Source organism: Janthinobacterium sp. MP5059B (assembly GCF_001758645.1).
Classification (GTDB): Bacteria; Pseudomonadota; Gammaproteobacteria; order Burkholderiales; family Burkholderiaceae_D; genus Janthinobacterium; species Janthinobacterium lividum.
The window spans coordinates 192,041-216,133 of sequence record NZ_LRHX01000007.1; the positions used below are offsets into that span (position 1 = coordinate 192,041).

A 24,093-nucleotide genomic window follows, 5' to 3' on the forward strand; every position below is an offset into this window, starting at 1 on the left:
CAACGGGCGCCCACAACCTTGGAGGAGAGCAGCATGAAGAGCTTTATACGGGTAGCAGGGATGGCAGTGCTGGTGATGCAGGCGTGGGCGCTGCCGATGGGACCGGCGCAGGCGGCCGAGAAGCTGGTGGTGGGCGTGGCCATTCCCACGGCCACGCACAGTTTCACGTCGGGTATCGTGTGGTGGGCGAACCAGGCCAAGGCGGAGCTGGAAAAAGCCCATCCCGGCCTGAAAATCATCGTCAAGACGGCCGCCACGGCGCCCGAGCAGGCGAACCAGTTGCAGGACATGTTGACGGTGAACAAGATCAACACCCTGGTGATCTTCCCCATCGAATCGGCCTCGCTGACGCAGCCTGTGGCGCAAGTCAAAAACAAGGGCGTGTATGTGACCGTGGTCGACCGCGGCTTGACGAACACGCAGTCGCAGGATGCGTACATTGCCGGCGATAACACGGCCTTCGGCAAGTTGCCGGCCGAATACCTGGCGAAGAGCCTGAATGGCAAGGGCAATATCGTCGTGCTGCGCGGCATGCCGACCACCCTGGACAACGAGCGCTACGATGCATTCAGTGCCGTCATGAAAGGCCATCCCGAGATCAAGGTCCTGGATGCCAAGTACGGCAACTGGAACCGCGACGATGCCTTCAAGGTCATGCAGGATTACCTGACCCGCTTCAAGCATATCGACGCCGTTTGGGCAGCCGATGACGATATGGCCATCGGCGTGCAAAAAGCCATCGCGCAAGCCAAGCGCACGGACATCAAGCAAGTGTTCGGCGGCGCGGGCGCGAAGGGTGCGGTGAAAAAGATCATGGATGGCTCCGACCCGCTGATCGTGGCCGACGTATCGTACTCGCCGAAGTTCATGTACGACGCCATCAAGCTGACGACGGAAGCGCGCCTGAAAGGTGATAAATTGCCGGCCAACACCATCATCCCGTCGGTGCTGATCACGCGCGAGAACGCCAAGCAGTTCTACTTCCCGAACTCGCCTTTTTAACGACACCCCAAAACAAGGATTGGGGTCGTACCCTGACGGGGGAAGGCGTCCCAATGGGGCGCCTTCCGCTCCCGCAGGGACCGACCTTCCAATTTGATTTTAAGGAATTTCCATGAAAACCATCCAGGGTCCGGCCATTTTCCTGGCCCAGTTTCTCGGCGACGAGCCGCCGTTCGACTCGCTCGAGCACCTGGCGCAATGGGCGGCCGGCCTCGGTTACAAGGGATTGCAGCTGCCGACGGCGCCGCGATTGTTTGACCTGGAACAGGCGGCCAGCAGCCAGCAGTATTGCGACGACGTGCAAGCCTTGCTGGCGCGCCACGGCTTGCAGGTGACGGAACTGTCGACGCATTTGCAGGGCCAGCTGATCGCCGTGCATCCCGCTTACGACGCCCTGTTCGACGGCTTTGCGCCCGAACATGTGCGCGGCGACAGCGCGGCCCGTACGGCCTGGGCCACGCAGCAGTTGCTGTGGGCGGCCACCGCCTCGCAGCGCCTGGGCCTGAAGGCGCACGTGACGTTTTCCGGCGCGCTGGCCTGGCCGTATCTGTATCCATGGCCGCAGCGCCCCGCCGGCCTGGTGGAGACGGCTTTCGCGGAGCTGGCAAAACGCTGGCTGCCCATCCTCGACGCGTTCGATGCAGCGGGCGTGGACCTCTGTTATGAGTTGCATCCGGGCGAGGACTTGCACGACGGCGTGACCTTCGAACGCTTCCTTGCCGCCGTCAACGATCACCCGCGCGCATCGATTCTGTACGACCCCAGCCACTTCGTGCTGCAGCAGCTCGACTATCTGGCCTTCATCGATATTTATCATGCACGCATCAAGGCCTTCCACGTCAAGGACGCGGAATTCCGGCCGAACGGACGCCAGGGCGTGTATGGCGGCTATGGCGACTGGCAAGACCGGGCCGGGCGCTTCCGCTCGCTGGGCGACGGGCAGATCGACTTCAAGGCGATCTTTTCCAAGATGGCGCAGTATGACTTTCCGGGCTGGGCCGTGCTGGAATGGGAATGCTGCCTGAAACACCCGGAAGATGGCGCGGCCGAGGGCGCGCGATTCATCCGCGAGCACATCATCCACGTGGCCGAACACGCGTTCGACGATTTCGCGGGCAGTGCGGTTGACCAGGATCAAATTCATCACTTGCTTGGCTTGAAATAAGGATACGACATGCAGCGACGCTTACGACTGGGCATGGTAGGGGGCGGGCAGGGCGCGTTCATCGGCGCCGTGCACCGCATCGCGGCGCGCATCGACGACCAGTACGAACTGGTGGCGGGCGCCTTGTCGTCCGACCCGGATCGTGCGCGCGACAGTGGCGCCGCGCTGCACCTGGCGCCCGAACGCTGCTACAGCGATTACCGCGCCATGGCGCAGATGGAGGCTGCGCGCGCGGACGGCATCGAGGCCGTGGCCATCGTCACGCCGAATCACTTGCACGCGCCCGTCGCCACGGCGTTCATGGAAGCGGGTATCCATGTGATCTGCGACAAGCCGCTGGGAATCTCTCTGGCGGAAGGCCAGGCGCTGGCGGCGCTGGCCGAGCGGAAAAACCTGCTGTTTGCGCTCACGCACACCTATAGCGGCTACCCGCTGCTGCGCCATGCGAAGGCCATGGTCGAGGCGGGCGACATCGGCGAATTACGCCTCGTGCAGGTGGAGTATTCGCAGGACTGGCTGGCCGATTCGATTGCTGCCGGCGGCATGAACGAGGGCAACTGGCATAACGACCCGCAGAAGGCGGGGCCGGGCGGCGTCCTGCTCGACGTGGGGCTGCATGCGTATCACCTGGCGCAATTCGTCAGCGGACTGACGCCGCATGCCGTGCTGGCGGAACTGTCGACCTTTGTACCGAACCGCACCTTGGACGACCACGTGCAGGTCATGCTGCGCTACGCCAACGGGGCGAAAGGCACCCTGTGGGCCAGCCAGGTGGCGACCGGTTGCGAAAACACGGTGCGCCTGCGCCTGTTCGGCAGCAAGGCACAGCTGGACTTTGACCAGGAACAACCGAATGCACTGTGGTTTACGCCGCAGGGCGGCAACCGCCAGCTGCTGCGCCCGGGCCGGGTCGACAGCGCCGCCGCGCGCCACGCCACGCGCGTGCCGGCCGGCCATCCGGAGGGTTATCTGGAAGCGTTCGCCCAGCTGTACCTGGATGCGGCCTTGCGCATTCGCGCCTTGCAGGCGGGCTTGCCCGTGCCCAAGGAAGCGGGTTGGCTGCCGACTGTCACCGATGGCGTGGCGGGCCTGGCCTTTGCGGAAGCCGTGCTGCGCAGCCATGCGGATGGCGCGAGCTGGACAACCTTGGCAAGCTGACTGTTACACTGGGCACATGAGTGCGCCCTTTACCATCACCGCCTTTACTATCACCATCGTTCCGCAAGGCTGGCAATTCCCGGCCGAGGCCGGCACTACGCTGCTGGCCGCCGCCGAGCTGGCCGGCATTCGCCTGCTCAGCTCCTGCCGCAATGGCACGTGCCGCACGTGCATCTGCCACATGCCCGAAGGAACGATACGCTACACGGTGGACTGGCCCGGCATCAGCCCCGATGAACGGCTCGACGGCTACATCCTGCCCTGCGTGGCCGTGGCTGAAAGCGACCTCACGGTGCAGGCGCGGGCCGTACGTACGGGCAATTAATTCACGACGGCTTGCCGCCCTTGAGGCGCTGCAGCAGCGCGTCCACGCTGTCGCTGACGGGCAAGCCGTGGCGGCGCAGCAACTGCACGTGCAAGACCAGGTTTTCCAGCACCAGCTTGGCGGCCACGGCCAGCAGGGCCAGGTTGCGGTCTTCCGGGCTGAAACTTTCCATCGCGTCGGCCATCTCGCACAGGTGGTTGGCGATCAGCCCGCGCAATTCCTGCTCGTCGAACGGCAGGTCGGCAAAATCGATGGGATCGGCCACTTCCACTTCCTGCATCAGCACCGCTAGTTCTTCCGGGGTAATCGTCATGCCTGGCCTCCTTGTGTGCTTGCCGCTATTTTAATTGTATTGGCCGTAAAGGGGACTAGAATGAGTCGAGGCCGACGACGTCGAAGGGCAGCATGGCGCATTTGCATTTTACGCAACAACTGGCACGCTACCTGGACGTTCCTACGGTGGAGGTGGCCGCGCCACGGCTGCGCGCCGCCCTCGATGCCGCGTTTGCCCGGCAGCCGCGTCTGCGCGGTTACGTGCTCGACGAGCAGGGCGCCCTGCGCCCGAATGTGGTGATCTTTATCGATGGCGCCCGCTGCCGCGAGCGGCGCGTGCTGGACGACGCCTTGCTGCCCGACAGCCAGGTGTATATCTTGCAGGCACTTTCCGGAGGTTAATCATGGGACAAGGCATGGCTCAACGCGCGTATCTCGGCACCCGCAAGGGCTTGTTCCAGTTCGATGTCGATGCGGCCGGCGCCTGGCAACTGGCGCTGGTGCAGTTTGCCGGCGACCCCGTTTCCATGCTGCTGCACGATGGCCGCGACGGCACCTTGTATGCGGCCCTGAACCTGGGGCACTTCGGCGCCAAGCTGCACCGACGCGACGGGGGCGCCAGCGCGTGGCAGGAAGTCGCCGTGCCCGCCTATCCCGCCAAGCCGGAAGACAGCACCGATACCGTGGACTGGACCTTGCAGCAGATATGGTCGCTGGCGGCCGGCGGAGCGGACCAACCCGGCGTGCTGTGGGCGGGCACCTTGCCTGGCGGCCTGTTTCGTTCCAGCGACCGCGGCGACAGCTGGCAGCTGGTGGAATCCCTGTGGCACGTGCCGCAGCGGGCGCAGTGGTTTGGCGGCGGCTATGACGTGCCCGGCATCCACAGCATCTGCGTCGACCCGCGCGACAGCAACAAGGTGCTGGTTGGCGTGTCCTGCGGCGGCGTGTGGCAAACGGTCGATGGCGGCGCTAGCTGGGCCTTGAGCGCGACGGGCATGCGGGCCGACTACATGCCGCCCGAGCTCGATGAAAACGAAGCCGTGCAAGATCCGCACCGCATCGTGCGCAGCGCCGGCACGCCGGACGCGCTGTGGTGCCAGCACCATAACGGCATCTGGCGTTCGCACGATGCCGGCTGGCACTGGCAGGAAGTGACGACGGCGCCGCTGGCGTATTTTGGCTTTGCCGTGGCCGTGCATCCGCGCGATGGCGACACGGCCTGGTTCGTGCCGGCGCAGGCGGATGTGCTGCGCATTCCCATCGATGGCGCGCTGGCCGTCACGCGCACGCGCGATGGCGGAAAAACCTTCGAGGTGTTGCGCGCGGGATTGCCGCAGCAGCATTGCTATGACCTGGTCTACCGTCACGGGCTGGCGCTGGCCGACGATGGGCGCAGTTTATTGATGGCGTCGACGACGGGGGGCGCCTGGTATTCCGGCGACGAGGGCGAGCATTGGCAGAGCATCTCCGCCCACTTGCCACCCGTTTATGCCGTCTGTTTTGCCACGCCGTAGTAGCACAGGAAGATATCGACGGCCAGTGCCGTCACTTCGCGCCGGCGTGCCGGGCCCAGCAGAGGCTCACCGAGGGTGATCTGCGGCCAGAATGCAAAGGTTTTTAAAGGCGACATCAGCAGGTGCGCCACTTCCAGCGTCTCGCCCGCCTTGATGCGCCCGTCTTGCTGCGCCGCGCGGATCCAGATATTCAAGCCCGTTTCCTTTTCATTCAGGCGCGCCACCATGGCTTGCGCCCGCTCGGGCGAGTGGATGGTTTCGCCAAAGATCACGCGCGCCAGGTCGATGAAAGCCGGATCGCACAGCAAGTCCATTTTCTGCTCGACCAGGGCCAGCACTTGCGGCCGCAGGGGCTGGTCGGCAACATAGGGTACGGCAGGCTGGGCCATGCTGCTTTCCCACATGCGCTGCAGGATTTCCGCGAACAGCTCGTCCTTGCTGGGGAAATGGTTGTACACGGTGCGCTTGGATACGGCAGCCGTGGCGGCGATCTTGTCCATGCTGGTCGCATCAAAACCGTGCTCGCGGAACTCGGCGATGGCGGCATCGACGATGGCGACGCGCTTGCGGTCGGTGAGGCGTTGCGGTGCGGCCATGGCTGAAAATCTCCTTTGAAAACAATATTTTACACCTCTTGGTTTACTTTGCCAGAAATAGGAACTACACTGTGTAGTGTAATTTAATCCTTGTTAATTCTTTGCCGGGCCGCATATGCACTTGCACCGAGTCGCACGTCGTCTCTTCTTTCTGGGAGTCCTGATCATCATGAGTTCTTGCACCTTGCGCGCCGCGCCTGCCGCACCGATAGAATCGCCCCAACGTCACGAAGGCAAGTTCCGTAATCCCGTGCAGATGCACAAGCTGGGCACGGCAGCGACGCTCAAGCTGATGTGGACATTTTTCTTTGACAAACCCGACAGCACGGTGCCGGCTGCGGCTGTGCCCGTGCAAGCCTTGACCCGGGCGCAACTGCTGGCCGCACCCGACAACAGCCTGTTTCGCCTCGGCCATTCGACCCTGTTGCTGAAACTGAACAATGAATTTTTCCTCACCGATCCCGTGTTTTCCGAGCGCGCCTCGCCGGTGCAGTGGGCAGGACCAAAACGTTTCCATCAGCCGCCCATCAGCATCGCCGACTTGCCGCCGATCAAGGCCGTCATCCTGTCGCACGACCATTACGACCACCTCGACCATGCTGCCGTGCTGCAACTGGCCGCCAAGACCGAACACTTCGTCACGCCGCTGGGCGTGGGTGACACCTTGGTCGAATGGGGCGTGCCGAAAGACAAGGTGCAGCAATTCGACTGGTGGCAGGGTACGACGATTGCCGGCGTGAAACTTGTCGCCACGCCATCGCAGCATTTTTCGGGACGCGGCTTGTTTGACGGCAATCAAACCCTGTGGGCATCGTGGGTCATCGACGCACCGGACGTGCGCGTGTTTTTCAGTGGCGACTCCGGCTATTTCGACGGTTTCAAGCAAATCGGCGACAAGTACGGCCCGTTCGACGTGACCATGATCGAGACGGGCGCCTACGACAAGCTGTGGCCGGACGTGCACATGCAGCCGGAACAGACCTTGCAAGCCCACCTGGACTTGCGCGGCAAGTGGCTGATGCCCGTGCATAACGGCACCTTCGACCTGGGGCTGCATGCCTGGCATGAACCGTTTGACCGCATCACGGGGCTGGCGGCCAAGCAGGGAGTGAACCTGGCCACGCCGCAGATGGGCGAGGCGGTCGATCTGGCGCAGCCGAAGAAGGGCGAAAAATGGTGGCTGGCGATGCTGGAAGAGGAAATGGCGAAGTAGGCTCGCCCTACGCCGTCACGTCGATCAGGCGTCCCAGGGTCTGGCCATAGCCGTTCAGCTGGGGCGTGCTTTTCGGCGCGGCGGGGACCGCTTGCTGCGGCACGGCCAGTTTGATCGCCTGGTCCAGCTGCGGCGCCTTGATGGCGGTGGGGGCATCTGCCTGGGCTTGCTGGCTGTTGCGTTGGGTCTGGCTCAGCGATTCCTGTTCCCGCGCCAGCAACTGGCGGCTTTGCGCCAGCTGTTCACTGTCGCGCTGTACCTGGTTTTGGCCTTGCTCGACCCGGCGTTGCGCCGTGGCCAGCGAGGCTTGCAAGTTGTTGACGGACGTTAGCGTGACCACATTGTTCACCTTTGAAAGTATGTCCAGGCGTGCAGGGATGGGGGAAGCCCGGGCGGATGTGCTGCGCCAGGCATCATTGTTCGAACATGCCAGGCGGTAATCTTTACCTGAATCAAGAGTAGGACAAATTCTCGCACAGTTCCAGTAAATTATGTTTTCTTGATAATGCTAACGTGCGCGCCTTGCATGCCCAAGCCGGCATCCTGAAGTTGCTGCAGCACTTGTCAAAGTGAGTACCCGCTGTCGATTTTTACCTTGTCTTGACTGCTATCGCCGATGTGGCGCTACGGAGAGGGTGGAAGTGGTCGCATTCAAAACGTTGCTTTTTAAATAGTCAATGTATTGTTGTTTTTATACCATGTCTGCGCACGCTAATGCGCGGCCTGTTTGGCGCTCTGGGCTATAATTGACGGTCAGAGTTGGTTTCTTTTGCCATACAGACAGGTAGTTAACATGAATCTCAAGAGCCTCGCAATTGCCCTCGGCATGTCGAAAACGACAGTCAGCAGGGCGTTGAACGGCTATCCGGAAGTCAATTCCCGCACCCGTGAAATCGTCCTGGCCGCCGCCAAGAAAGTCGGCTACCGGCCCAACCCGCTGGCGCGCAGCCTGGCCGTCGGCCGCACGAATGTGCTGGGCATGATCTATCCCCTGCTGCCCAGCGACCTGGGCGACAGCGTCTTTCTTTCCGTGGTGAATGGCATGTCGGACGCCGTGGAAGCATCGAAGATGAGTTTGATCATCGCTCCCGTATCGCCGCAGAACGAACAGCCCTCGTATGAAACCATGGTGCGCGGACGCCAGGTCGATGGCCTGGTGGTGGGCCGCACCAAGGTGGTCGACGAGCGAATCGCCTACCTGACGAAGGTCGGCTTTCCTTTTGTGGCGAACGGCCGCACGCGCATCGATGCGCCGTATGCGTATTTTGACTACGATAACGATACGGGTATCGACCTGGCCGTGTCTTTTCTGGCGGCACACGGCCACCAGCGCATTGCCCTGCTGAGCGCGCCGCTGGATCTGCACTTCGCGTATGAACGCAAGGAAAGCTTTATCCGCTGCATGGCGCAAGCGGGCTTGCCGGTCGATCCCGCCTATCTGCTCGACAATACTTTTGATCGCCGCAGCGGTTACCAGGCCATGCAGCAATTGCTGGCCTGCTCGCCCCGTCCCACGGCCGTCATCGTCGACAATCACTTGTCCGGCGTGGGCGTGGTGCGCGCACTCATGGATGCGGGCATCGAAATCGGCAAGGAAATCTCCGTCATCGTCTGGGGCAATGTGGAAGACACCTTGATCGGCATCAACGTCACCACCATCGACCAGCCCGACCTGCGCCGCGCCGGCGCCAAGATGGTCGAAATGCTGCAATCCCTGCTGGCCGGCACGCCGCCGGAACGGCTGCAGGAAATCTGGCAACCGGTGCTGTTGCCGGGGGCGACGGTGGGGCGTTGTCCTGAATGAAAAAAAACGCAGAGCCGAGGCTCTGCGTTGTCATGTCAAGCCCAGTTGCCCGGCTTATGCCGCGTGCTTGCTGCCGTCCGCCAGCTTGGCCAGCAATCTCGCCTTGTCCTGGCGATACGTGTCGACGGCCGCTTCCTTGACGTGGCCGAAGCCGCGGATTTTCTCGGGCAGCGACGCCAGTTCCACGCAGGTGGCCAGGTTGTCCGCCGTCAGGTTGACCAGCAGTCCCGCCAGCAATTCGCGGTATTCAACGATCAGCGCGCGTTCCATCTTGCGCTCGGTCGTATAACCGAAGACGTCGAAGGTACCGCCACGCAGCCCCTTGGCTTTCGCCAGCAGCTTGAAGGCGCGCCACATCCAGGAACCGAACTCCGCTTTCACGAGGTGGCCTTTCGCATCTTTTTTCGCGAACAGCGGTGGCGCCAGGTTGAATTTCACGGAGAAATTCCCCTCGAACTGCTGCTGTAATTGCTCCACGAAACGGCCATCCGTGTACAAACGCGCCACTTCATACTCGTCCTTGTAGGCCAGCAATTTGAAATAGCTCTTGGCGACAGCCGTCGACAGCTTCTGGCCCAGTCCCAGGATATTTTCGCGGTCGCGCACCTGCTTGAGCAGGGTCACATAACCATCCGCATATGCGGCGTTTTGGTAGGCCGTGAGGAACTCCACGCGCTTCTTGATGACGCTATCGAGGCTTTGCGGCATTTGCACGATGATCGCCTGCGTGGGCGTGGCGATCTGCGTGACACGGCGCACGTCGACGGCGGCGCGGCGGCCCCACAGGAAACTTTTCTTGTTCGATTCGATGCCCACGCCATTCAATTCGATGGCGCGCAGCAAGGCCGCTTCCGTCAGCGGGATACGCCCCTTTTGCCAGGCGTAGCCGAGCATGAACAGGTTGGCGGCGATCGAGTCGCCCATCAGCGCGGTGGCCAGTTTCGTTGCGTCGATGAAGTCGGCTGCCTCGGCGCCGCCGACGGATTCCTCGATCAGCTGGCGCACTTCCGCCGTTGGATATTGCCAGTCGGCATTTTGCGCAAACGTGCCTGGCGGCTGCTCATGCAGGTTGACGACGGCCAGGCTGCGGCCCGGACGCATTTTCGACACGGCGTCCTGCGCGCCGGCCGTCAGCATGTCGCAGCCTAAAATCAGGTCCGCTTCGCCCGTGGCGATGCGCTGGGCGCGGATGTGCGCGGGAGACCTGGCGATTTTCACGTGCGAGGTGACGGAACCGTTCTTTTGCGACATGCCCGTCATGTCCAGCACGGACGCACCCTTGCCTTCCAGGTGGGCCGCCATGCCCATCAGGGCGCCCACGGTGATCACGCCCGTGCCGCCGATGCCGTTGATCAGGATGTTGTACGGCGCGTCGCAGGCGGGCAGGACCGGTTCCGGCAGCGGGCCGAAGTTGTCCGTCTCGCCCGCTTTGCTGGCACCCGTCTTGGTCTTCTTCAGGCTGCCGCCTTCGACGGTGACGAAGCTGGGGCAGAAACCCTTGGCGCACGAGTAATCCTTGTTGCACGAGGATTGGTCGATGGTGCGCTTGCGGCCAAATTCCGTTTCCTTCGGCAGGATCGACACGCAGTTCGATTGCACGCCGCAGTCGCCGCAGCCTTCGCAGACGGCGTCGTTGATGACCATGCGTTTCGGCAAATCTGGATATTCGCCTTTTTTCCTGCGCCGGCGTTTCTCGGCCGCGCACGTCTGGTCGTAGATCAGCACGGATACGCCCTGCACTTCGCGCAATTCGCGCTGCACGGCATCCATATCCTTGCGGTCGTGCAAGGTCACGTGGGCGGGCAGGTTGCTGCGGTCGCTGTAGCGCGACAGATCTTCCGTCACCAGCGCGATGCGCGCGATGCCTTCGGCCGCCACTTGCTGCGCCATCATCGGCACGGTGATCAAGCCGTCCACGGGCTGGCCGCCCGTCATGGCGACGGCGTCGTTGTACAGAATCTTGTAGGTGATGTTGACCTTGGCGGCCTGCGCGGCGCGGATGGCCAGATAGCCCGAGTGGAAGTATGTGCCGTCGCCCAGGTTCTGGAACACGTGCGGCAGCTCGGAAAACGCGGCTTGCCCGATCCACGGCGCGCCTTCGCCGCCCATGTGCGTGGTCAGCTTGTTCATTTCCGGGTAGATCGACGTGGCCATCACGTGGCAGCCGATGCCGGCCAGCGCCAGGCTGCCGTCCGGCACCTTGGTCGACGTGTTATGTGGGCAGCCGGAGCAGTAGAAAGCGGGGCGGAACGGCGTGTTCACGGCTTTCTTCAATACCGCATCCTTGGCGTCGAGGAAACTTAATCTCGCCTTGATCAGGTCGCACGTGACGGGATCGGAAATCAGGCGCGCGATGCGGCTGGCGATGACACGCGCCACTTGCGAGACGGAAAAATCCGCCTTCGAGGTCAGCAGCCATTCGCCGCGCGGCGCCACCCACTCGCCCTTTTCATCGAACTTGCCGATGACACGCGGGCGCACGTCGTCGCGCCAGTTGTACAGCTGTTCCTTGAGCTGGTATTCGACGATCTGCCGCTTCTCTTCGACGACGAGAATTTCATCGAGGCCTTGCGCGAATTCGCGCACGCTGTCCGGTTCCAGCGGCCACGGCATGGCCACCTTGAACAGGCGCATGCCGACGTCGGCCGCCATCTGCTCGTCGATGCCCAGCTCTTCCAGTGCTTCCAGCACGTCCAGGTAGGATTTGCCGGACGCGATGATGCCCAGCTTGGCGTTCGGGCTGTCGATGGTGGTGTGGTTGAGCTTGTTTTCGCGCGCGTAGGCGAGGGCCGCGTAGATCTTGTAGTCCTGCATCAGCGCTTCCTGGTTGCGCGCCTGCTGGCCCAGCGGGATGCTCGACAGGCGGGCATTCAGGCCGCCTTCGGGCATGACGAAGTCCTGCGGAATCTTGACTTCCACGCGGAACGGATCGGCATCGATGGACGCCGACGATTCGACCGTATCGGCCAGCGCCTTGAAAGCCACGGTGCAGCCGGAAAAGCGCGACATGGCCCAGCCGTGGATGCCCAGGTCCAGGTATTCCTGCACATTGCATGGATACAGGACGGGGATCATCGAGGCGGAGAACAGGTGGTCGGACTGGTGCGGCAGGGTCGAGGAATACGCGCCATGGTCGTCGCCGGCCACCAGCAGCACGCCGCCCAATTTGGAGGTGCCCGCGTGGTTCATGTGCTTGAAGACGTCGCCGCAGCGGTCCACGCCGGGGCCCTTGCCGTACCACATGGCGAATACGCCGTCGTACTTGGCCGGGCCGATCAGGTCGACTTGCTGCGAACCCCAGACGGCCGTGGCGGCCAGGTCTTCGTTGACGCCGGGGACGAACTGCACGTGGTGCGCTTCCAGCTGTTTCTTGGCTTTCCACAGGTTCTCGTCGAGCCCGCCCAGGGGCGAGCCCCGGTAGCCGGAAATGAAGCCGGCCGTGTTGAGACCGGCGGCCTGGTCGCGCAGGCGCTGCATCATGGGCAGGCGCACGAGGGCCTGGATGCCGGACAGGAAGATGGCGCCGGAAGTGGCCGTGTATTTGTCGTCGAGGCTGACGGTGGTCAAGCGGGAAGTGTCGGGGGGCGTAGATGGCGCGGCACCGGCGTTTCTAGCGAACGCTGCGGAGCCGTTTTCCGTGGTCACGGACATGGCTGTCTCCAAAAGGGTGTTTCAGATGACGGCTGTACAAGTGGCGCGCCCGGTAAGGCGCGCACTGTGCAGACGGGATGGCCGCGTGTGGGCGGCACATAACCATTTTAAATTTAAAATAGTTAATGTGGTCAGTGTAGAACGAGTCAGGAAAGGGGGCAAATACGCTTTGCCGATGGGGGTATAAGAAATACTTATGCCATGGGCGAGAGCACATTCGCCCCCACCCAGCGCCCGCTGCCGCACAGTTCGGCGGCCACTTGCAGCACGAGGTTTTTCACGGCGTTGCCCGCATTAGTGAGGGGAATGTTTTTCGAGGCGCACAGGGCCACCGTGCGCGACAGCACGGGGCTGTGGATGGCGTAGCTGCGCATGGCGCCGCTGTCCAGCTCGGCCAGCAGGGGAGCGGCCGGCAGGATGGTGGCGCCCATGCCGGCCAGGATGGCCGATTTCAGGATGGCGATCGAGTTGATCTCGATCACGTTTGCCGTTTCCAGGCCCAGTTCGCGCGCGCTGCTGTCGATGCGTGGACGCACGCCATGCTGCAGGCCCGGCAGGATCAGGGTGGCGCTCAAGGCTTGCTGGAACGACACGGCATGGCCGGCGGGCGCGAATGGCGAATCGCTGCGGCAGATGAAACGCATCTCTTCTTCCACCAGCGGGCTGCAGGCAAACGGCGTGAGCTGGCCATCGTCGAACAGCACGGCCAGGTTGATGCGGCCCGATTTGAGCTGTTCATTGAGGTTGCCCGTGATTTCTTCCGTCAATTGCAGGGTGATTTCGGGATAGCGCTCGCGCGCGGCCAGCAGCAGGGGCAGGGCCAGGGCGCCGGAAATACTGTGCGGCAAGCCCAGTGTGACATTGCCGGACGGCCGCGTGGCGCTTTGCGTGACGGCCGAGCGGGCGTCGGCCACCTGTTTCAGGATCGCTTGCGCATGTTCGTAAAACACCTTGCCTGCATCCGTGCTGAGCACGCCCTGGGCCGAGCGGTGCAGCAGCTGCACGCCCAGTTCCTCTTCCAGCTGGCGCAGCTGCTGTGTCAGGGCCGGCTGGGCCACGTGCAGGATCAGGGCCGCGCGCGACAGCGAGCCGTGGTCGACGATGGCAACAAAGTAGCGTAATTGGCGCAGTTCCATGGGTCCCAGAAGCGGTGCGTTGAGCGGAAAAAACACGGTGTTGCGCCGCAGCGCCGAACGCGGCCAGCAGAATAACAATTTTGTTATACTCATTCTAGCGCCTTCGGTGCTCCAGCCGCGTATTTGTGGGATGACAGCATGCTCAAGAAAGTTGATTCGTCTCAATTAAAAGTGGGCATGTACATTCATGACCTCAGTTGCGACTGGATGACGCATCCATTCGTGCGCAACCGTTTCCTGTTGCGCAGCGACGATGAAATACGCAAGATCATGCAAGCCGGCATCCACGACGTGGTGATCGACAGCGGCAAGGGCCTCGACGTGCAGGATGCGCCTACCGTGGCGCAGGCGCGCGCCGAGACGGAGCGTGAACTGGTGCAGATCGCCGCGGCGCCGCAAGTGGTCACGCGCGTGTCGCTGGGCATGGAACTGGCGCGCGCCACGCAAGTGCGGCGGCAGGCGGCCAGCCTGGTGCGCACGGTGATGGCCGACGTACGCCTGGGCAAGGCTGTCGAGCTGGACCGCGTGCAGCACACGGTGCAGGATATTACCGAATCGATCCTGCGCAATCCCGGCGCCCTCGTCGGCTTGTTGCGCATCAAGACCAAGGATGACTACACCTTTTTGCATTCCGTCAGCGTGTGCGCGCTGCTGGTGGCGTTTTGCCGCTCGCGCGGCATCGATGCGGCCACCACGCACCAGGCTGGCCTTGGTGGCTTGCTGCACGACACGGGCAAGGCCCTGGTGCCCGACAGCGTGCTCAACAAGCCGGGCCCCCTCACGCCGGAAGAATTTGCCCTGATCAAGCGCCATCCGCGCGACGGCTACGAAATCCTGCGCCAGTCGCCCGAGGTGGGCGCGATTCCCCTCGACATCGCCTTGCACCACCACGAACGGCGCGATGGCAGCGGCTATCCGGACCAGCTGGCTGGCGACGCCATCAGCGAACTGGCGCAGATGGCCGCCATCGTCGACGTGTATGACGCGCTGACGTCCGACCGCAGCTATCACAAGGGCATCGCCGCCGCCGAAGCCCTGCGCAAGATCTATGAGTGGAGCAAATTCCATTTCAACCCCGTGTTCGCCCAGGATTTCATGCGCTGCGTGGGCATCTATCCGGTCGGCACCATGGTGATGCTGGAATCGGGCCGCCTTGCCGTCGTCATCGAGGCGCACGAAAGCAATCTGCTGGCGCCGAAAGTGAACGTGTTTTTCAGTACGAAGAGCAAGACCTACATCAAGCCGGAAACGGTCGACCTGTCGCGCGGCTTCGGCTTCGGCGGCGCCGACAAGATCGTCGGCCATGAGTCGGCGGCCAAGTGGCAGGTCGATCCCATGCGCTTTTTATCACTGGCGGATGCCTAGAAGAATTCCGCCGTATCGTTCGAGGTAATGGTGGTGAGCAAGCCCTTGGCGACCAGCTCGTCGTAGTGGCAAGCCAGGTTGCGGCCATGGCTCTTTGCGTAATACAAGGCTTGGTCGGCGCGGCCGAGGATGATGACGGGCGCCTCGTAGGCGTTGATGCTGACGAAGCCCACGCTGACGGTCACTCGCCCCACTTGCGGGAAGTCGTGCGCTTCGACATTGGTGCGGAAGCGGTCGATGATTTTCTGCGCATTTTCCAGGGTGATCGAGCGCAGCAGCACGACGAATTCCTCGCCGCCGAAGCGGAAGATGCGGTCTTGCGAGCGGAACGACGATTGCAGCTGGTTGGCGATCAGGATCAGCACTTCATCGCCATACAGGTGGCCAAATTTATCATTGACCAGTTTGAAATGATCGACGTCGATCACGGCCAGCCATTGCCGTTCCGTGTCCGTATGGTGGCGCCGTTCTGCATCGACGGGAAGCGGCTTCTCCGCCTCCGGTTCGCCGCGGCTTTGCAGGATTTTCGCCAGCTGGTCGTCGAAGGTCTTGCGGTTCAACAAGCCGGTGAGCGAATCGCGTTCGCTGTAGTCGAGCAGGTTCTGGAAATTGCGGTACACGCTGACGATGCCGCCGATCACCTGGATGGTGGCGCCCGTGTACGGCGTGGGGTTGGTGATTTCCAGGCAGGTGGTGACCTGGTCGCCGATCCAGATGGGCAGCCACAGCAGGTGGCGGCCGTCGGCGCACAGGGTGTCGGCGCTCGCTTCATGGCGCTTGATGCAGGCGGCCAGGGCCGGGTAGTCCGACAGCGGTTCGCCTGGCAGGGTCGGGTCGTTATGCTCTTCCATGCGGGCCACGCTGCCCGCCACGATGATGGCCCGCGACCGCACGAACACCTGGCCACGCACGGTGGTCAGGGCCAGCACACGGGTCTGCGACGCGGCAGCGAGTTCCTGGACGGCCGAGATCACGGAGATGTCGAGCATCGTGTGGTCGCGGTGCCCGGTCATGTCCACCATGTGTTTCAGTAGGGAATCCATTGTCGATCTCTGGAAAGTAGTCACACAAGTGTCGTCATACCAGCATTGCATCAAGCAAGAGCATGTTCGCGTCCGTCTACAAGAAGCCAAGATTTATTTGGTGGCATGACGCTCTTTACCGCCGGGCGAGAGGCCTTTCCAAAGAAGAGCTAAGCAGGATAATGTCTTTTTGCCTAATAGGCAATTAACGTATGCAATATTTCATGTAAATACATGAGATTCATGCACCGCATTGCAAAAAACTTGCCCTGACGAAGGCTTTCAATCCGGATCGCAACATTTGTTTGCGCCAGCCGGCATTTCAACAGGGTTTGATAATTTCCATATGGAAACTTGTGGCGCGTCAATTTGCCAAAACGTGGACGCTTTATAGTCAATGCAATGGCGCAGAAATTTACGGCAGGAAACATATTAGCAGGAATGGGCAATGTTTCACACCCGATTGCGCCAGGGACTTGTGATTCACTTTTGGGAGCTTGTCATGCATACCTTCCTGTCGGCAGTACAGCAGTTTGTCAAGGATGAGGATGGCATTACGGCAATCGAATACGGCCTGATTGCGGCGTTGATGGCTACCGCCATCACGGCCGGTTTCTTGCTGATCAAGACCAACTTGCTGGCCGTCCTCACCGACATTTCGTCGAACCTGGTGTTGACGCCCTAAGCGGGTGCCCGCCGCTGGCCGGCCAGCGGCGGGTTTTTTTCAGGAGGTGCCGCATGCCTGCCTATGCCGTATTCGACCTGCTGTTGCTGTGCTTCGTGACGGGGGCCGCCGTCAGTGATTTGATCCGCCGCAAGATACCGAATGGTGTGGTGTTGTCCGGCATCCTTGCCGCCCTGGTGCTGCACCTGTGGCTGTGGCCGCAAAACGTGCTGCCGCTGTGGCTGGGCGGCATGGCCACGGGCTTTTTCCTGTTTTTACCGCTGTACGTGCTGCGCGGCATGGCTGCCGGCGACGTCAAGCTGATCGCCATGGCGGGCGCCTTTGCCGGTCCCTGGCCCGTGCTGCAGATCTGTTTCGCCACGTTTGTCCTGGGCGGCCTGATGGCCGTGCTGATGATCACCTGGCAGGGCAAGTGGCGCGCCTGCCTCGGCAATCTGCGCCAGCTGCTGTGGCCGATGATCGCGCGCATGGCCGGCATTCCCCTGGCGCCAAATGCCCTGGGCAGCGGCGCCAGCGTGGGCAACATGCCCTACGGACTGGCCATTGCGCTGGGCTGCCTGCTGGTGCAAGGGCGACATTATTTCTGATTGGTATTCATTGCTCTTGATCAATGGGCACCGGTCCCCGCTCGCTAGAATGAATTCTGTTGAATGCAGTCTTAACCGGCTAGGAGACGCAGCATGACCGAGGTCGACTATTCCATGAGCACCGAGAGTGCGCCGCGCCCTGCCGATGCGAACCTGATGCCGCCCTTGCCGCCGCAGCCGAAGAGCTTGCGTGAAACGGGACTGGAGCGGCCCCTGGTGGTTGAACTGATCGCCAAGCTGATGTTTGTGAGCGGCAAGACGCACCTGTCCGCACTGACGACGCGCTTGCGCCTGTCGATCAATGTCTTGCGCGAAGTGCTCGACTTCATGGTGAGCGAGCAGATGGCCGAAGTGGCCTGGCGCGGGGAATCCGATATCGACGTGCAGTATCAGCTGACGAGCGCCGGCAAGCAGCGCGCCAGCGCCTTCCTCGAGCGCTGCGCGTATATCGGCGCCGCGCCCGTTACCCTGGACGCCTACCGCGCCATGGTGGCGCGCCAGTCGTGGCTGGTGCAGGAGCAGCGCGTCGGCAGCGATGACCTGGCTGCCGTGCTGGGTGGCGCCCACGCGGGGCCGGGCATGCTCGACGTGGTCGGCGCGGCCCTGCACTCGGGGCGCTCGCTGCTGCTGTACGGTCCGCCCGGCAGCGGCAAGTCGACCCTGGCGCTGCAGCTGGGACAATTGCTGCACGGGCTGGTCGCCGTGCCGTACGCCGTCATCGTCGGCCACGACATCATCCAGTTGTACGATCCGGCCCAGCACCTGCCGCCCGCACCGCAGCATGTCAGCCATGCGCGCCAGGCGCTGGAGCGGCGCAGCACGGACATCCGCTGGGTGCTGTGCCAGCGTCCCGTGATCCACGTGGGCGCCGAGCTCGACGCCGGCATGCTGGAACTGCGGCTCGACGCCAGCGGCGGCTGCTACCATGCGCCGCCCCATGTGCGCGCCAATAATGGCATGCTGATCATCGACGACCTGGGCCGCCAGCGCCTGGGCGCGCCGGAATTGCTGACGCGGCTGATGCAGCCGCTGGCGCACGGCAGCGACCAGCTGGGCTTGCCCGGCGGCGTGCAGATCAGCGTGCCGTTCGACAATGCCCTCGTGCTGGCCACGAACGTGCCGCCGGGCGAGCTGTTTGACGCCGCCTTGCTGCGCCGCATCGGCTACAAGGTGCACGTGGGGCCGCTGGCCGAGAGCGCCTATCGCGCGCTGTTCCGCCAGCAATGCCGGCTGGCCGGCATGGCCATCGACGAGCTGGCCCTGAACCATCTGCTGCACCTGCATGGCGCTCAGGGACGGCCCCTGCTGGCCAGTTATCCGCAGGAATTGCTGGCGCGCATAGGCGACTTCGCCGGCTTTGCCGGCTGCGAAGCGCGCCTGACGGTGGGCGCCCTGGAACAGGCCTGGGGCAGCCTGTTTGCCAGCTGCGACATGCCAGCCGCCAGCCTGTGCGAGCGTATCGCATGAAAAACCGGCGCGCCCTCCTGATGATGGGCCTGGCGGTCGTGCTGGGTCTGCTGGCCGTGCTGCTGGCCTCGCACTGGCTGCTGCGCCAGACGCCGGCCGGCAAGGGCAAGATCGTCGTCGCCGCCAGCGATGTCAACCTGGGCCAGCGCCTGGCGCCCGAGATGCTGCGCCTGGCAGAGTGGCCGGCGGAAAGCTTGCCGCAAGGCGCGCTGCAAGACCCGGCGAAACTGGCGGGACGGGTGCTGAAAACCAGCGTGCTGCGCGGCGAACCGCTGAGCGAAGCCAAGCTGGCGCCGGCCGGCACCCTGGGTGGCCTGTCGGCGCTCATCACGGAAGGGCGGCGCGCCATTACCGTGCGCGTCAACGATGTGATCGGCGTGGCCGGCTTCGCCTTGCCGGGCAACTATGTCGACATCATCGTGAGCACGCAGCAGGATTCTGGCGACCGCGCCTTTCCGCAAAGCCGCAACATTTCCAAGATCGTGCTCGAACGCATCCTCGTGCTGGCCGTGGCGCAGGAAGTGGGGCGCGACGAGACCAAGCCGCGCGTGGTCAATGCGGTGACCCTGGAAGTGACGCCGGAACAGGCGGAAAACCTGGACCTGGCGCGCAGCGTGGGCAGCCTGTCGCTGGTGCTGCGTAACCAGGTCGACCCGCAGCCGGGCGTGACGGCGGGCGCCACCAAGCTGACCCTGCTGGGCGGACCGCACGAAGCCGACGAGCCCGTTCCTGCCGCCGCGCCCGTGCCGGCCGCCGCGCCGCGTCCGGTACGCGTGGCCAAGGCGCAGCCGGAGCCAGCGCGCCAGTGCAGCGGCGTCATCGATGGAACGCGCCAGTCGCGCGAATGTTTTTAGCCAACCATGGACACGCTCATGAACCGCGCCCTGCTGATACTGTGCTGCCTGCTGTCGCCGCTTGCCGGCGCGGCGGCCGATCCTGGCCCGCGCTGCGGCGGTGAAGCGGCCTCGCCCGGCAACCTGCAACTGCAGGTGGGCAAGTCGAGCATGCTGCGCCTGCCCGAGGCGGTGCTGGCCCGCAGCGTCGGCAATCCTGCCGTGGTGCAAGCCATGCTCGTGGCGCCCGACACCTTGTATGTGGTCGGCGTCGACGTGGGCAGCACCAACATGATCATCCAGGGCAAGAGCGGCGTGTGCAGCGTGGTGAACGTCAGCGTCAGCATGGACCCGGCCGGCTTGCAGGCAACTCTGGCGGCGCTGATGCCGGACGAAAAAGCCATCCGCGTCACGGCCGTTGCCGACACCCTGGTGCTGTCGGGCACGGTGCAGGACGCGGGCGCCGTGCTGCGCGCCGTCGAGCTGGCGCATGCGTACGTGCGCCGCGCCACCGTACCGCTGGCGCTGCCCAAGCCCGCCGATGGTGCCGCCATGCCGCCCGCAGCCACGGCGCCCGCTGGCGGCGCGGGCAGCGCGAACAGCCGCATCATCAACATGCTCGACGTCAGTGCGCCGCAGCAAGTGATGCTGGCCGTGCAGATCGCGGAAGTGTCGAAGTCGCTGCTGGAACGGCTGGAAGTGGGTGCCACCCTGCGCTTTGCTTCCGGCAGCTGGGCCACCACCTTGCTGTCGAATTTCTTGAGCGGCACGGCCAACGGCTTGCTCGACGTGCGCAAGTCGAATGGCCAGCAGCTGACCATCGAGGCGCAGAAACAGGATGGCCTGGTGCGCATCCTGGCCGAACCGACGGTGATGGCGATCAGCGGGCAAGAGGGCAGTTTTCTGGCCGGCGGCAAGATCTTCATTCCCGTCGGCCAGGACAACAACAAGATCACGCTGGAAGAGCGCGAATACGGCGTCGGCCTGCGTTTTACGCCGACCGTGCTGTCGGGCGGGCGCATCAATCTGAAGGTGGCGCCGGAAGTGTCGGAGCTGTCGCGCGAAGGGGTGGGTATTTCCGCCGCCGGCGTCAGCGGGCGCTCGATTTTGCCCGTCATCACCACGCGGCGCGCCTCGACCACGGTGCAGCTGTACGACGGCCAGAGCTACGCCATCGGCGGCTTGATCAAGAACAACCAGGTGAGCAACATCACGGGCTTGCCCTGGCTGAGCGAAGTGCCGATCCTCGGCGCGCTGTTTCGCAGCACGGATTTCCAGCACGACCGCACGGAATTGTTGTTCGTCATTACCGCGCACCTGGTCAAACCCTTGCCGGCCGATGCCGTGCTGCCGACGGCGCAGCTGGCGCCGCCGTCGCGCATGGACTTAATGTTGGGCGGCAAGATGGAAGGGCCTGTGCCCTCGGCGCCGCCGTCCGTGCCGCCACCGCGCGCGGCCAACGGTTTCGAGTTGAAATGAGACGGGGAGATACGCCATGTCGAACTCGCTCTTGACGTCGCTGCGGCGCCTGGCCGCCCTGGCCCTGGCCTTGCAGCTGGCCGCCTGCGCGCACGGCAGCACGCCGCAGCTGGACCGCCGCTTCGGCGACGCCGTGCGCCTGTCCATGGCGCAGCAGGTGCGCGATCCGGCCGGCGCGGGCAATCGCACGCCGGCAGACGGCCTCGACGGCCCCAGCGCGCACGCCGTCATGCAGCGCTACCGCGCCTCGTTTGCCGAACCGAATGCCCAGGCGCCGCAGCCGGTGCAATTCATGCTGGGAGGCGGCAATGGCAAATAGACGCCGGCGCCAGCGCGGGGCGATGCTGATCGCCTTTTCCATCCTGCTCATCGTGGTGCTGGGCTTTATCGGCCTGGCGCTGGACGTGGGGCAAGTCATCGGCCGCAAGACGGAACTGCAGAACCTGGCCGACAACGCGGCGATGGCGGCGGCGGCGGAGCTGGTGGGCACGCCCGAGGGCCTGCTTGCCGCCGTGACGAAAGCCAAGAGCAGTGCGGCCGACCGCAGCGCATGGCGCCGCCGCATGGAGGGCGCGACCTTGTCGGACGCCAGCATCCGCTTCGCCAGTGCTCCCGACGCGCCCGCCAGCGAATGGCATGCGGCGGGCGCCGTGCCCGACGCCGCCACGGCGCTGTTCGTGCGCGTCGATACGCAGGCCAATGATCCCTCGCTGGGGCGGGTGGCGACGGCGTTCCTCGGCGCCTGGTCGCCGGCGCTGCGCACCCTGGACACGGGCGCGCGCGCCGTGGCGGGGCGCAGCAGTTTGAATCTCATGCCGCTGGCTGTCTGCGCGCTGTCGGCCAGTGCCGCCAGCCCGCGCACGAATGCGGCACTGCTGCCGGCCGTCGAGCTGCTGGAATATGGCTTTCGCCGCGGCGTGGCGTATAACTTGTTGAAGCTCAATCCGCACGGCCCGGCGGCCGAACATTTCGTGCTCAATCCGCTGGGCCGGCCGGGTGTGGTGGGACCGTCGCAGCAGGTCAGCGAATCGAACGTGCTGCCGTTTGTCTGCAGCGGCACGGTGCTGTATCCGCGCATCGGCAGCGCCCAGGTGCATGTGCACCGGCCTTTTCCCGCCGCGCTGTGGACGGCCTTCAATGCGCGCTTCAACCAGTATCCGGGCAGCGGCTGCCATCCGGTGGTGGCGCCGTCCGACACGAACATCCGCGCCTATCCGAATACGGCGGCGAACTGGTGGATGACGAATGCGCCCGATGCGCCCAGTGCGCTGAGCACGGGCAATCCGTTGCTGTCCGTGGCCGATCCGGAGTCGAATGCGACGCCGCCGGCGGTCGGCAGCTACGGGCCGCTGTGGTCATTTTCCAGGGCGGCCAGGTACAGCAACCCGAAGCCGGCCGGCGGTTATCCGCCATTTGCCACCACCGACTGGCCCAAGCTGTATCCGGCCACGCCGGCCGCCCCGGCCGCCAAATCCAGCTATCCGACCGACAAGTCGCCGTACCTGACGCTGGCATACCAGACGGCGCCGACCGGCAACGCGGGCCTGGCGCAGCGGCGTTTGCTGCACATTGCGCTGCTCGCCTGTCCCGTGCCGGCCGGCAGCGACGTGCTGGCCCAGGTGCTGGGCATCGGCCGCTTCTTCATGACGGCGCCGGCCAGCAATGGCGTGCTGAGCGCCGAATTTGCCGGCCTGGCAGCCGAGGGATCGCTGATCGGCCCGGCGGAGCTGCTGCAATGAAGCCGGCCTGCCGCGCGCCACGCCGCCAGGGCGGTGTCGCCGCCATCGAGCTGGCGCTGATCCTGCTGTTTTTCATGGGACTGCTGCCCTTCGTGCTGCTGTTCGGCCGCGCGCTGCTGGTGTACACGGCCCTGCAAAAAAGCGTGCACGATGCGGCGCGCTACATGGCGACCATGCCGCTGCCGCAGATGGGCAGCATCGGCACGGCGAACCAGGGCGCCGCCCTGGCCCGGCAGATGGTGGTCGATGCGATGGCGGAAAGCTGGCCCGACATGGAGGCCGCCAGGGTCAACGTGGATTGCGTGTATGCCGACGATTCCTATGGCTGCGGCAGCTATGCGACGGCGCCGCTGCAGGTGCGCATCAAGGTCACCGTGGACATGCCGGTGGATTTCCTGCCTGAGCTGACCCGCAAGTGGCTGCCGCAGCTGGAGCCGATTCCCCTGCGCGCCAATGCGACATTGCGCTATGTTAATTAATCTGCCCCCCCGCCGGCAGCGCCAAGAGGGCGTCTTCGCCGTCGAATTTGCCATGCTGGCGCTGCTGTTCTTTTTGTTTCTGTTTGCCATGCTGGAAATGGCGCGCGCCGTGTACGTGTGGAACATGGTGCATGAGATCACCCGGCGCGCGGCGCGCGCTGCCGCCGTCACCGATTTCAGCAATGCCGGCGCCTTGCAGGCCGTGCGCACGCAAGCCGTGCTGCGCGCCACGCCGGGCACGCTGCCGCTGGGCGGCGGCATCGGCGACGCGCATGTGCGCATCGATTATTTGTCGGAGAGCAGCGGCGGCGCCGCGCTGGCGGCAGTGCCGGTGACGGTGCTGCCGGGCTGCCCGCAACGCAACCGCATCAATTGCCTGGACGATCCGCATGGCGCCAGCTGCATCCGCTTCGTGCGCGCGCGCCTGTGCCAGCCGGGTCTCGGCGCGCGCTGCGAGGGCGTGCCCTACCGGCCCATCCTGCCGCTGCTGGGGGTGATGTTTCCTTCCGGCACAGGCGCCATACGTTTGCCCAGCGGCACCACCATGGCGGTGGCCGAGTCGCTGGGCTATCCGGACAATCCCGGTTTTTGTCCATGAGC

General features: G+C 64.0%; 24 protein-coding genes. 18 read left to right on the top strand and 6 right to left on the bottom strand.

Annotated elements, in window-relative coordinates:
• Positions 1-60 precede the first annotated feature (60 nt).
• From JAB1_RS11335 to JAB1_RS11350, 4 genes are all read left to right on the top strand, one after another.
• Positions 61-1,002 carry a substrate-binding domain-containing protein gene (locus JAB1_RS11335; RefSeq protein ID WP_139174845.1) on the top strand — a complete coding sequence of 314 codons (942 nt, stop codon included), beginning with the start codon at positions 61-63 and terminating at the stop codon, positions 1,000-1,002.
• Between the two features lie 112 nt (positions 1,003-1,114).
• The gene (locus JAB1_RS11340) at positions 1,115-2,167 is read left to right on the top strand and encodes a sugar phosphate isomerase/epimerase (RefSeq protein WP_070280004.1); all 1,053 of its coding nucleotides are present in this window, start codon (positions 1,115-1,117) and stop codon (positions 2,165-2,167) included.
• A gap of 9 nt (positions 2,168-2,176) precedes the next feature.
• Positions 2,177-3,325 (top strand): Gfo/Idh/MocA family oxidoreductase, encoded by a 1,149-nt coding sequence (locus JAB1_RS11345; RefSeq protein WP_070280005.1) that lies wholly within the window; start codon positions 2,177-2,179, stop codon positions 3,323-3,325.
• Between the two features lie 16 nt (positions 3,326-3,341).
• Positions 3,342-3,650, top strand: coding sequence for a 2Fe-2S iron-sulfur cluster-binding protein (locus JAB1_RS11350; protein WP_070280006.1), 309 nt, complete (start codon positions 3,342-3,344; stop codon positions 3,648-3,650).
• A gap of 1 nt (position 3,651) precedes the next feature.
• On the opposite strand, the gene JAB1_RS11355 is transcribed toward JAB1_RS11350, so the two are convergent.
• Positions 3,652-3,963, bottom strand: a complete 312-nt coding sequence (locus JAB1_RS11355; RefSeq protein WP_070258491.1) for a hypothetical protein — start codon at positions 3,961-3,963, stop codon at positions 3,652-3,654.
• Positions 3,964-4,055: 92 nt separating this feature from the next.
• On the opposite strand from JAB1_RS11355, the gene JAB1_RS11360 reads away from it, so the two are divergent.
• A complete protein-coding gene (locus tag JAB1_RS11360; RefSeq protein WP_034783656.1) occupies positions 4,056-4,325 on the top strand; it encodes a MoaD/ThiS family protein in 270 nt (89 codons plus the stop codon).
• Positions 4,326-4,339: 14 nt separating this feature from the next.
• A complete protein-coding gene (locus tag JAB1_RS11365; protein WP_070280065.1) occupies positions 4,340-5,437 on the top strand; it encodes a sialidase in 1,098 nt (365 codons plus the stop codon).
• Here JAB1_RS11365 and JAB1_RS11370 read toward each other — a convergent pair.
• Positions 5,410-6,033, bottom strand: a complete 624-nt coding sequence (locus JAB1_RS11370; protein WP_070280007.1) for a TetR/AcrR family transcriptional regulator — start codon at positions 6,031-6,033, stop codon at positions 5,410-5,412. The two genes, JAB1_RS11365 and JAB1_RS11370, sit on opposite strands and share 28 nt — an antisense overlap.
• Positions 6,034-6,202: 169 nt before the next feature.
• Here JAB1_RS11370 and JAB1_RS11375 point away from each other — a divergent pair, with 169 nt between their 5' ends.
• Complete coding sequence (locus JAB1_RS11375; protein ID WP_070280008.1) at positions 6,203-7,246, top strand: MBL fold metallo-hydrolase; 1,044 nt, start codon at positions 6,203-6,205, stop codon at positions 7,244-7,246.
• A 7-nt stretch (positions 7,247-7,253) separates the two neighbouring features.
• On the opposite strand, the gene JAB1_RS11380 is transcribed toward JAB1_RS11375, so the two are convergent.
• Positions 7,254-7,586: a hypothetical protein gene (locus tag JAB1_RS11380; RefSeq protein WP_070280066.1), complete on the bottom strand. Its 333-nt coding sequence runs from the start codon at positions 7,584-7,586 to the stop codon at positions 7,254-7,256.
• 453 nt (positions 7,587-8,039) lie between these two features.
• On the opposite strand from JAB1_RS11380, the gene JAB1_RS11385 reads away from it, so the two are divergent.
• On the top strand, positions 8,040-9,050 hold the full coding sequence (locus JAB1_RS11385; protein WP_034783651.1) for a substrate-binding domain-containing protein: 1,011 nt from the start codon (positions 8,040-8,042) through the stop codon (positions 9,048-9,050).
• A gap of 54 nt (positions 9,051-9,104) precedes the next feature.
• Here the strand turns inward: JAB1_RS11385 and JAB1_RS11390 are convergent, their stop codons facing one another.
• Complete coding sequence (locus JAB1_RS11390; RefSeq protein ID WP_070280009.1) at positions 9,105-12,701, bottom strand: indolepyruvate ferredoxin oxidoreductase family protein; 3,597 nt, start codon at positions 12,699-12,701, stop codon at positions 9,105-9,107.
• Positions 12,702-12,895: 194 nt separating this feature from the next.
• Positions 12,896-13,837, bottom strand: coding sequence for a LysR substrate-binding domain-containing protein (locus JAB1_RS11395; protein WP_070280067.1), 942 nt, complete (start codon positions 13,835-13,837; stop codon positions 12,896-12,898).
• A gap of 138 nt (positions 13,838-13,975) precedes the next feature.
• Here JAB1_RS11395 and JAB1_RS11400 point away from each other — a divergent pair, with 138 nt between their 5' ends.
• Positions 13,976-15,202 (top strand): HD-GYP domain-containing protein, encoded by a 1,227-nt coding sequence (locus JAB1_RS11400; protein ID WP_070280068.1) that lies wholly within the window; start codon positions 13,976-13,978, stop codon positions 15,200-15,202.
• Here JAB1_RS11400 and JAB1_RS11405 read toward each other — a convergent pair.
• Entirely contained in the window at positions 15,199-16,245 is a 1,047-nt protein-coding gene (locus JAB1_RS11405; RefSeq protein ID WP_034783647.1) for a GGDEF domain-containing protein, read from the bottom strand. The genes JAB1_RS11400 and JAB1_RS11405 overlap by 4 nt on opposite strands.
• Before the next feature lie 481 nt (positions 16,246-16,726).
• On the opposite strand from JAB1_RS11405, the gene JAB1_RS11410 reads away from it, so the two are divergent.
• The 9 genes from JAB1_RS11410 (at position 16,727) to JAB1_RS11450 (ending at position 24,091) form a co-directional block, all read left to right on the top strand.
• Positions 16,727-16,909 (top strand): Flp family type IVb pilin, encoded by a 183-nt coding sequence (locus JAB1_RS11410; protein WP_034752975.1) that lies wholly within the window; start codon positions 16,727-16,729, stop codon positions 16,907-16,909.
• Positions 16,910-16,962: 53 nt separating this feature from the next.
• Entirely contained in the window at positions 16,963-17,496 is a 534-nt protein-coding gene (locus JAB1_RS11415) for an A24 family peptidase (protein WP_070280010.1), read from the top strand.
• Positions 17,497-17,589: 93 nt separating this feature from the next.
• Entirely contained in the window at positions 17,590-18,963 is a 1,374-nt protein-coding gene (locus JAB1_RS11420) for an ATPase (protein ID WP_083299689.1), read from the top strand.
• The gene (cpaB, locus tag JAB1_RS11425) at positions 18,960-19,817 is read left to right on the top strand and encodes a Flp pilus assembly protein CpaB (RefSeq protein ID WP_070280011.1); all 858 of its coding nucleotides are present in this window, start codon (positions 18,960-18,962) and stop codon (positions 19,815-19,817) included. Before JAB1_RS11420 ends, cpaB begins: the two co-directional genes overlap by 4 nt.
• 18 nt (positions 19,818-19,835) lie before the next feature.
• The gene (locus JAB1_RS11430; protein WP_070280070.1) at positions 19,836-21,275 is read left to right on the top strand and encodes a type II and III secretion system protein family protein; all 1,440 of its coding nucleotides are present in this window, start codon (positions 19,836-19,838) and stop codon (positions 21,273-21,275) included.
• 16 nt (positions 21,276-21,291) lie between these two features.
• Positions 21,292-21,594, top strand: coding sequence for a hypothetical protein (locus JAB1_RS11435; protein WP_083299690.1), 303 nt, complete (start codon positions 21,292-21,294; stop codon positions 21,592-21,594).
• A complete protein-coding gene (locus JAB1_RS11440; RefSeq protein ID WP_070280012.1) occupies positions 21,584-23,014 on the top strand; it encodes a pilus assembly protein TadG-related protein in 1,431 nt (476 codons plus the stop codon). Before JAB1_RS11435 ends, JAB1_RS11440 begins: the two co-directional genes overlap by 11 nt.
• Positions 23,011-23,493: a TadE/TadG family type IV pilus assembly protein gene (locus JAB1_RS11445; protein WP_034783634.1), complete on the top strand. Its 483-nt coding sequence runs from the start codon at positions 23,011-23,013 to the stop codon at positions 23,491-23,493. The genes JAB1_RS11440 and JAB1_RS11445 overlap by 4 nt, the downstream gene beginning before the upstream one ends.
• Positions 23,483-24,091, top strand: a complete 609-nt coding sequence (locus tag JAB1_RS11450) for a TadE/TadG family type IV pilus assembly protein (RefSeq protein WP_070280013.1) — start codon at positions 23,483-23,485, stop codon at positions 24,089-24,091. Before JAB1_RS11445 ends, JAB1_RS11450 begins: the two co-directional genes overlap by 11 nt.
• Positions 24,092-24,093 lie beyond the last annotated feature (2 nt).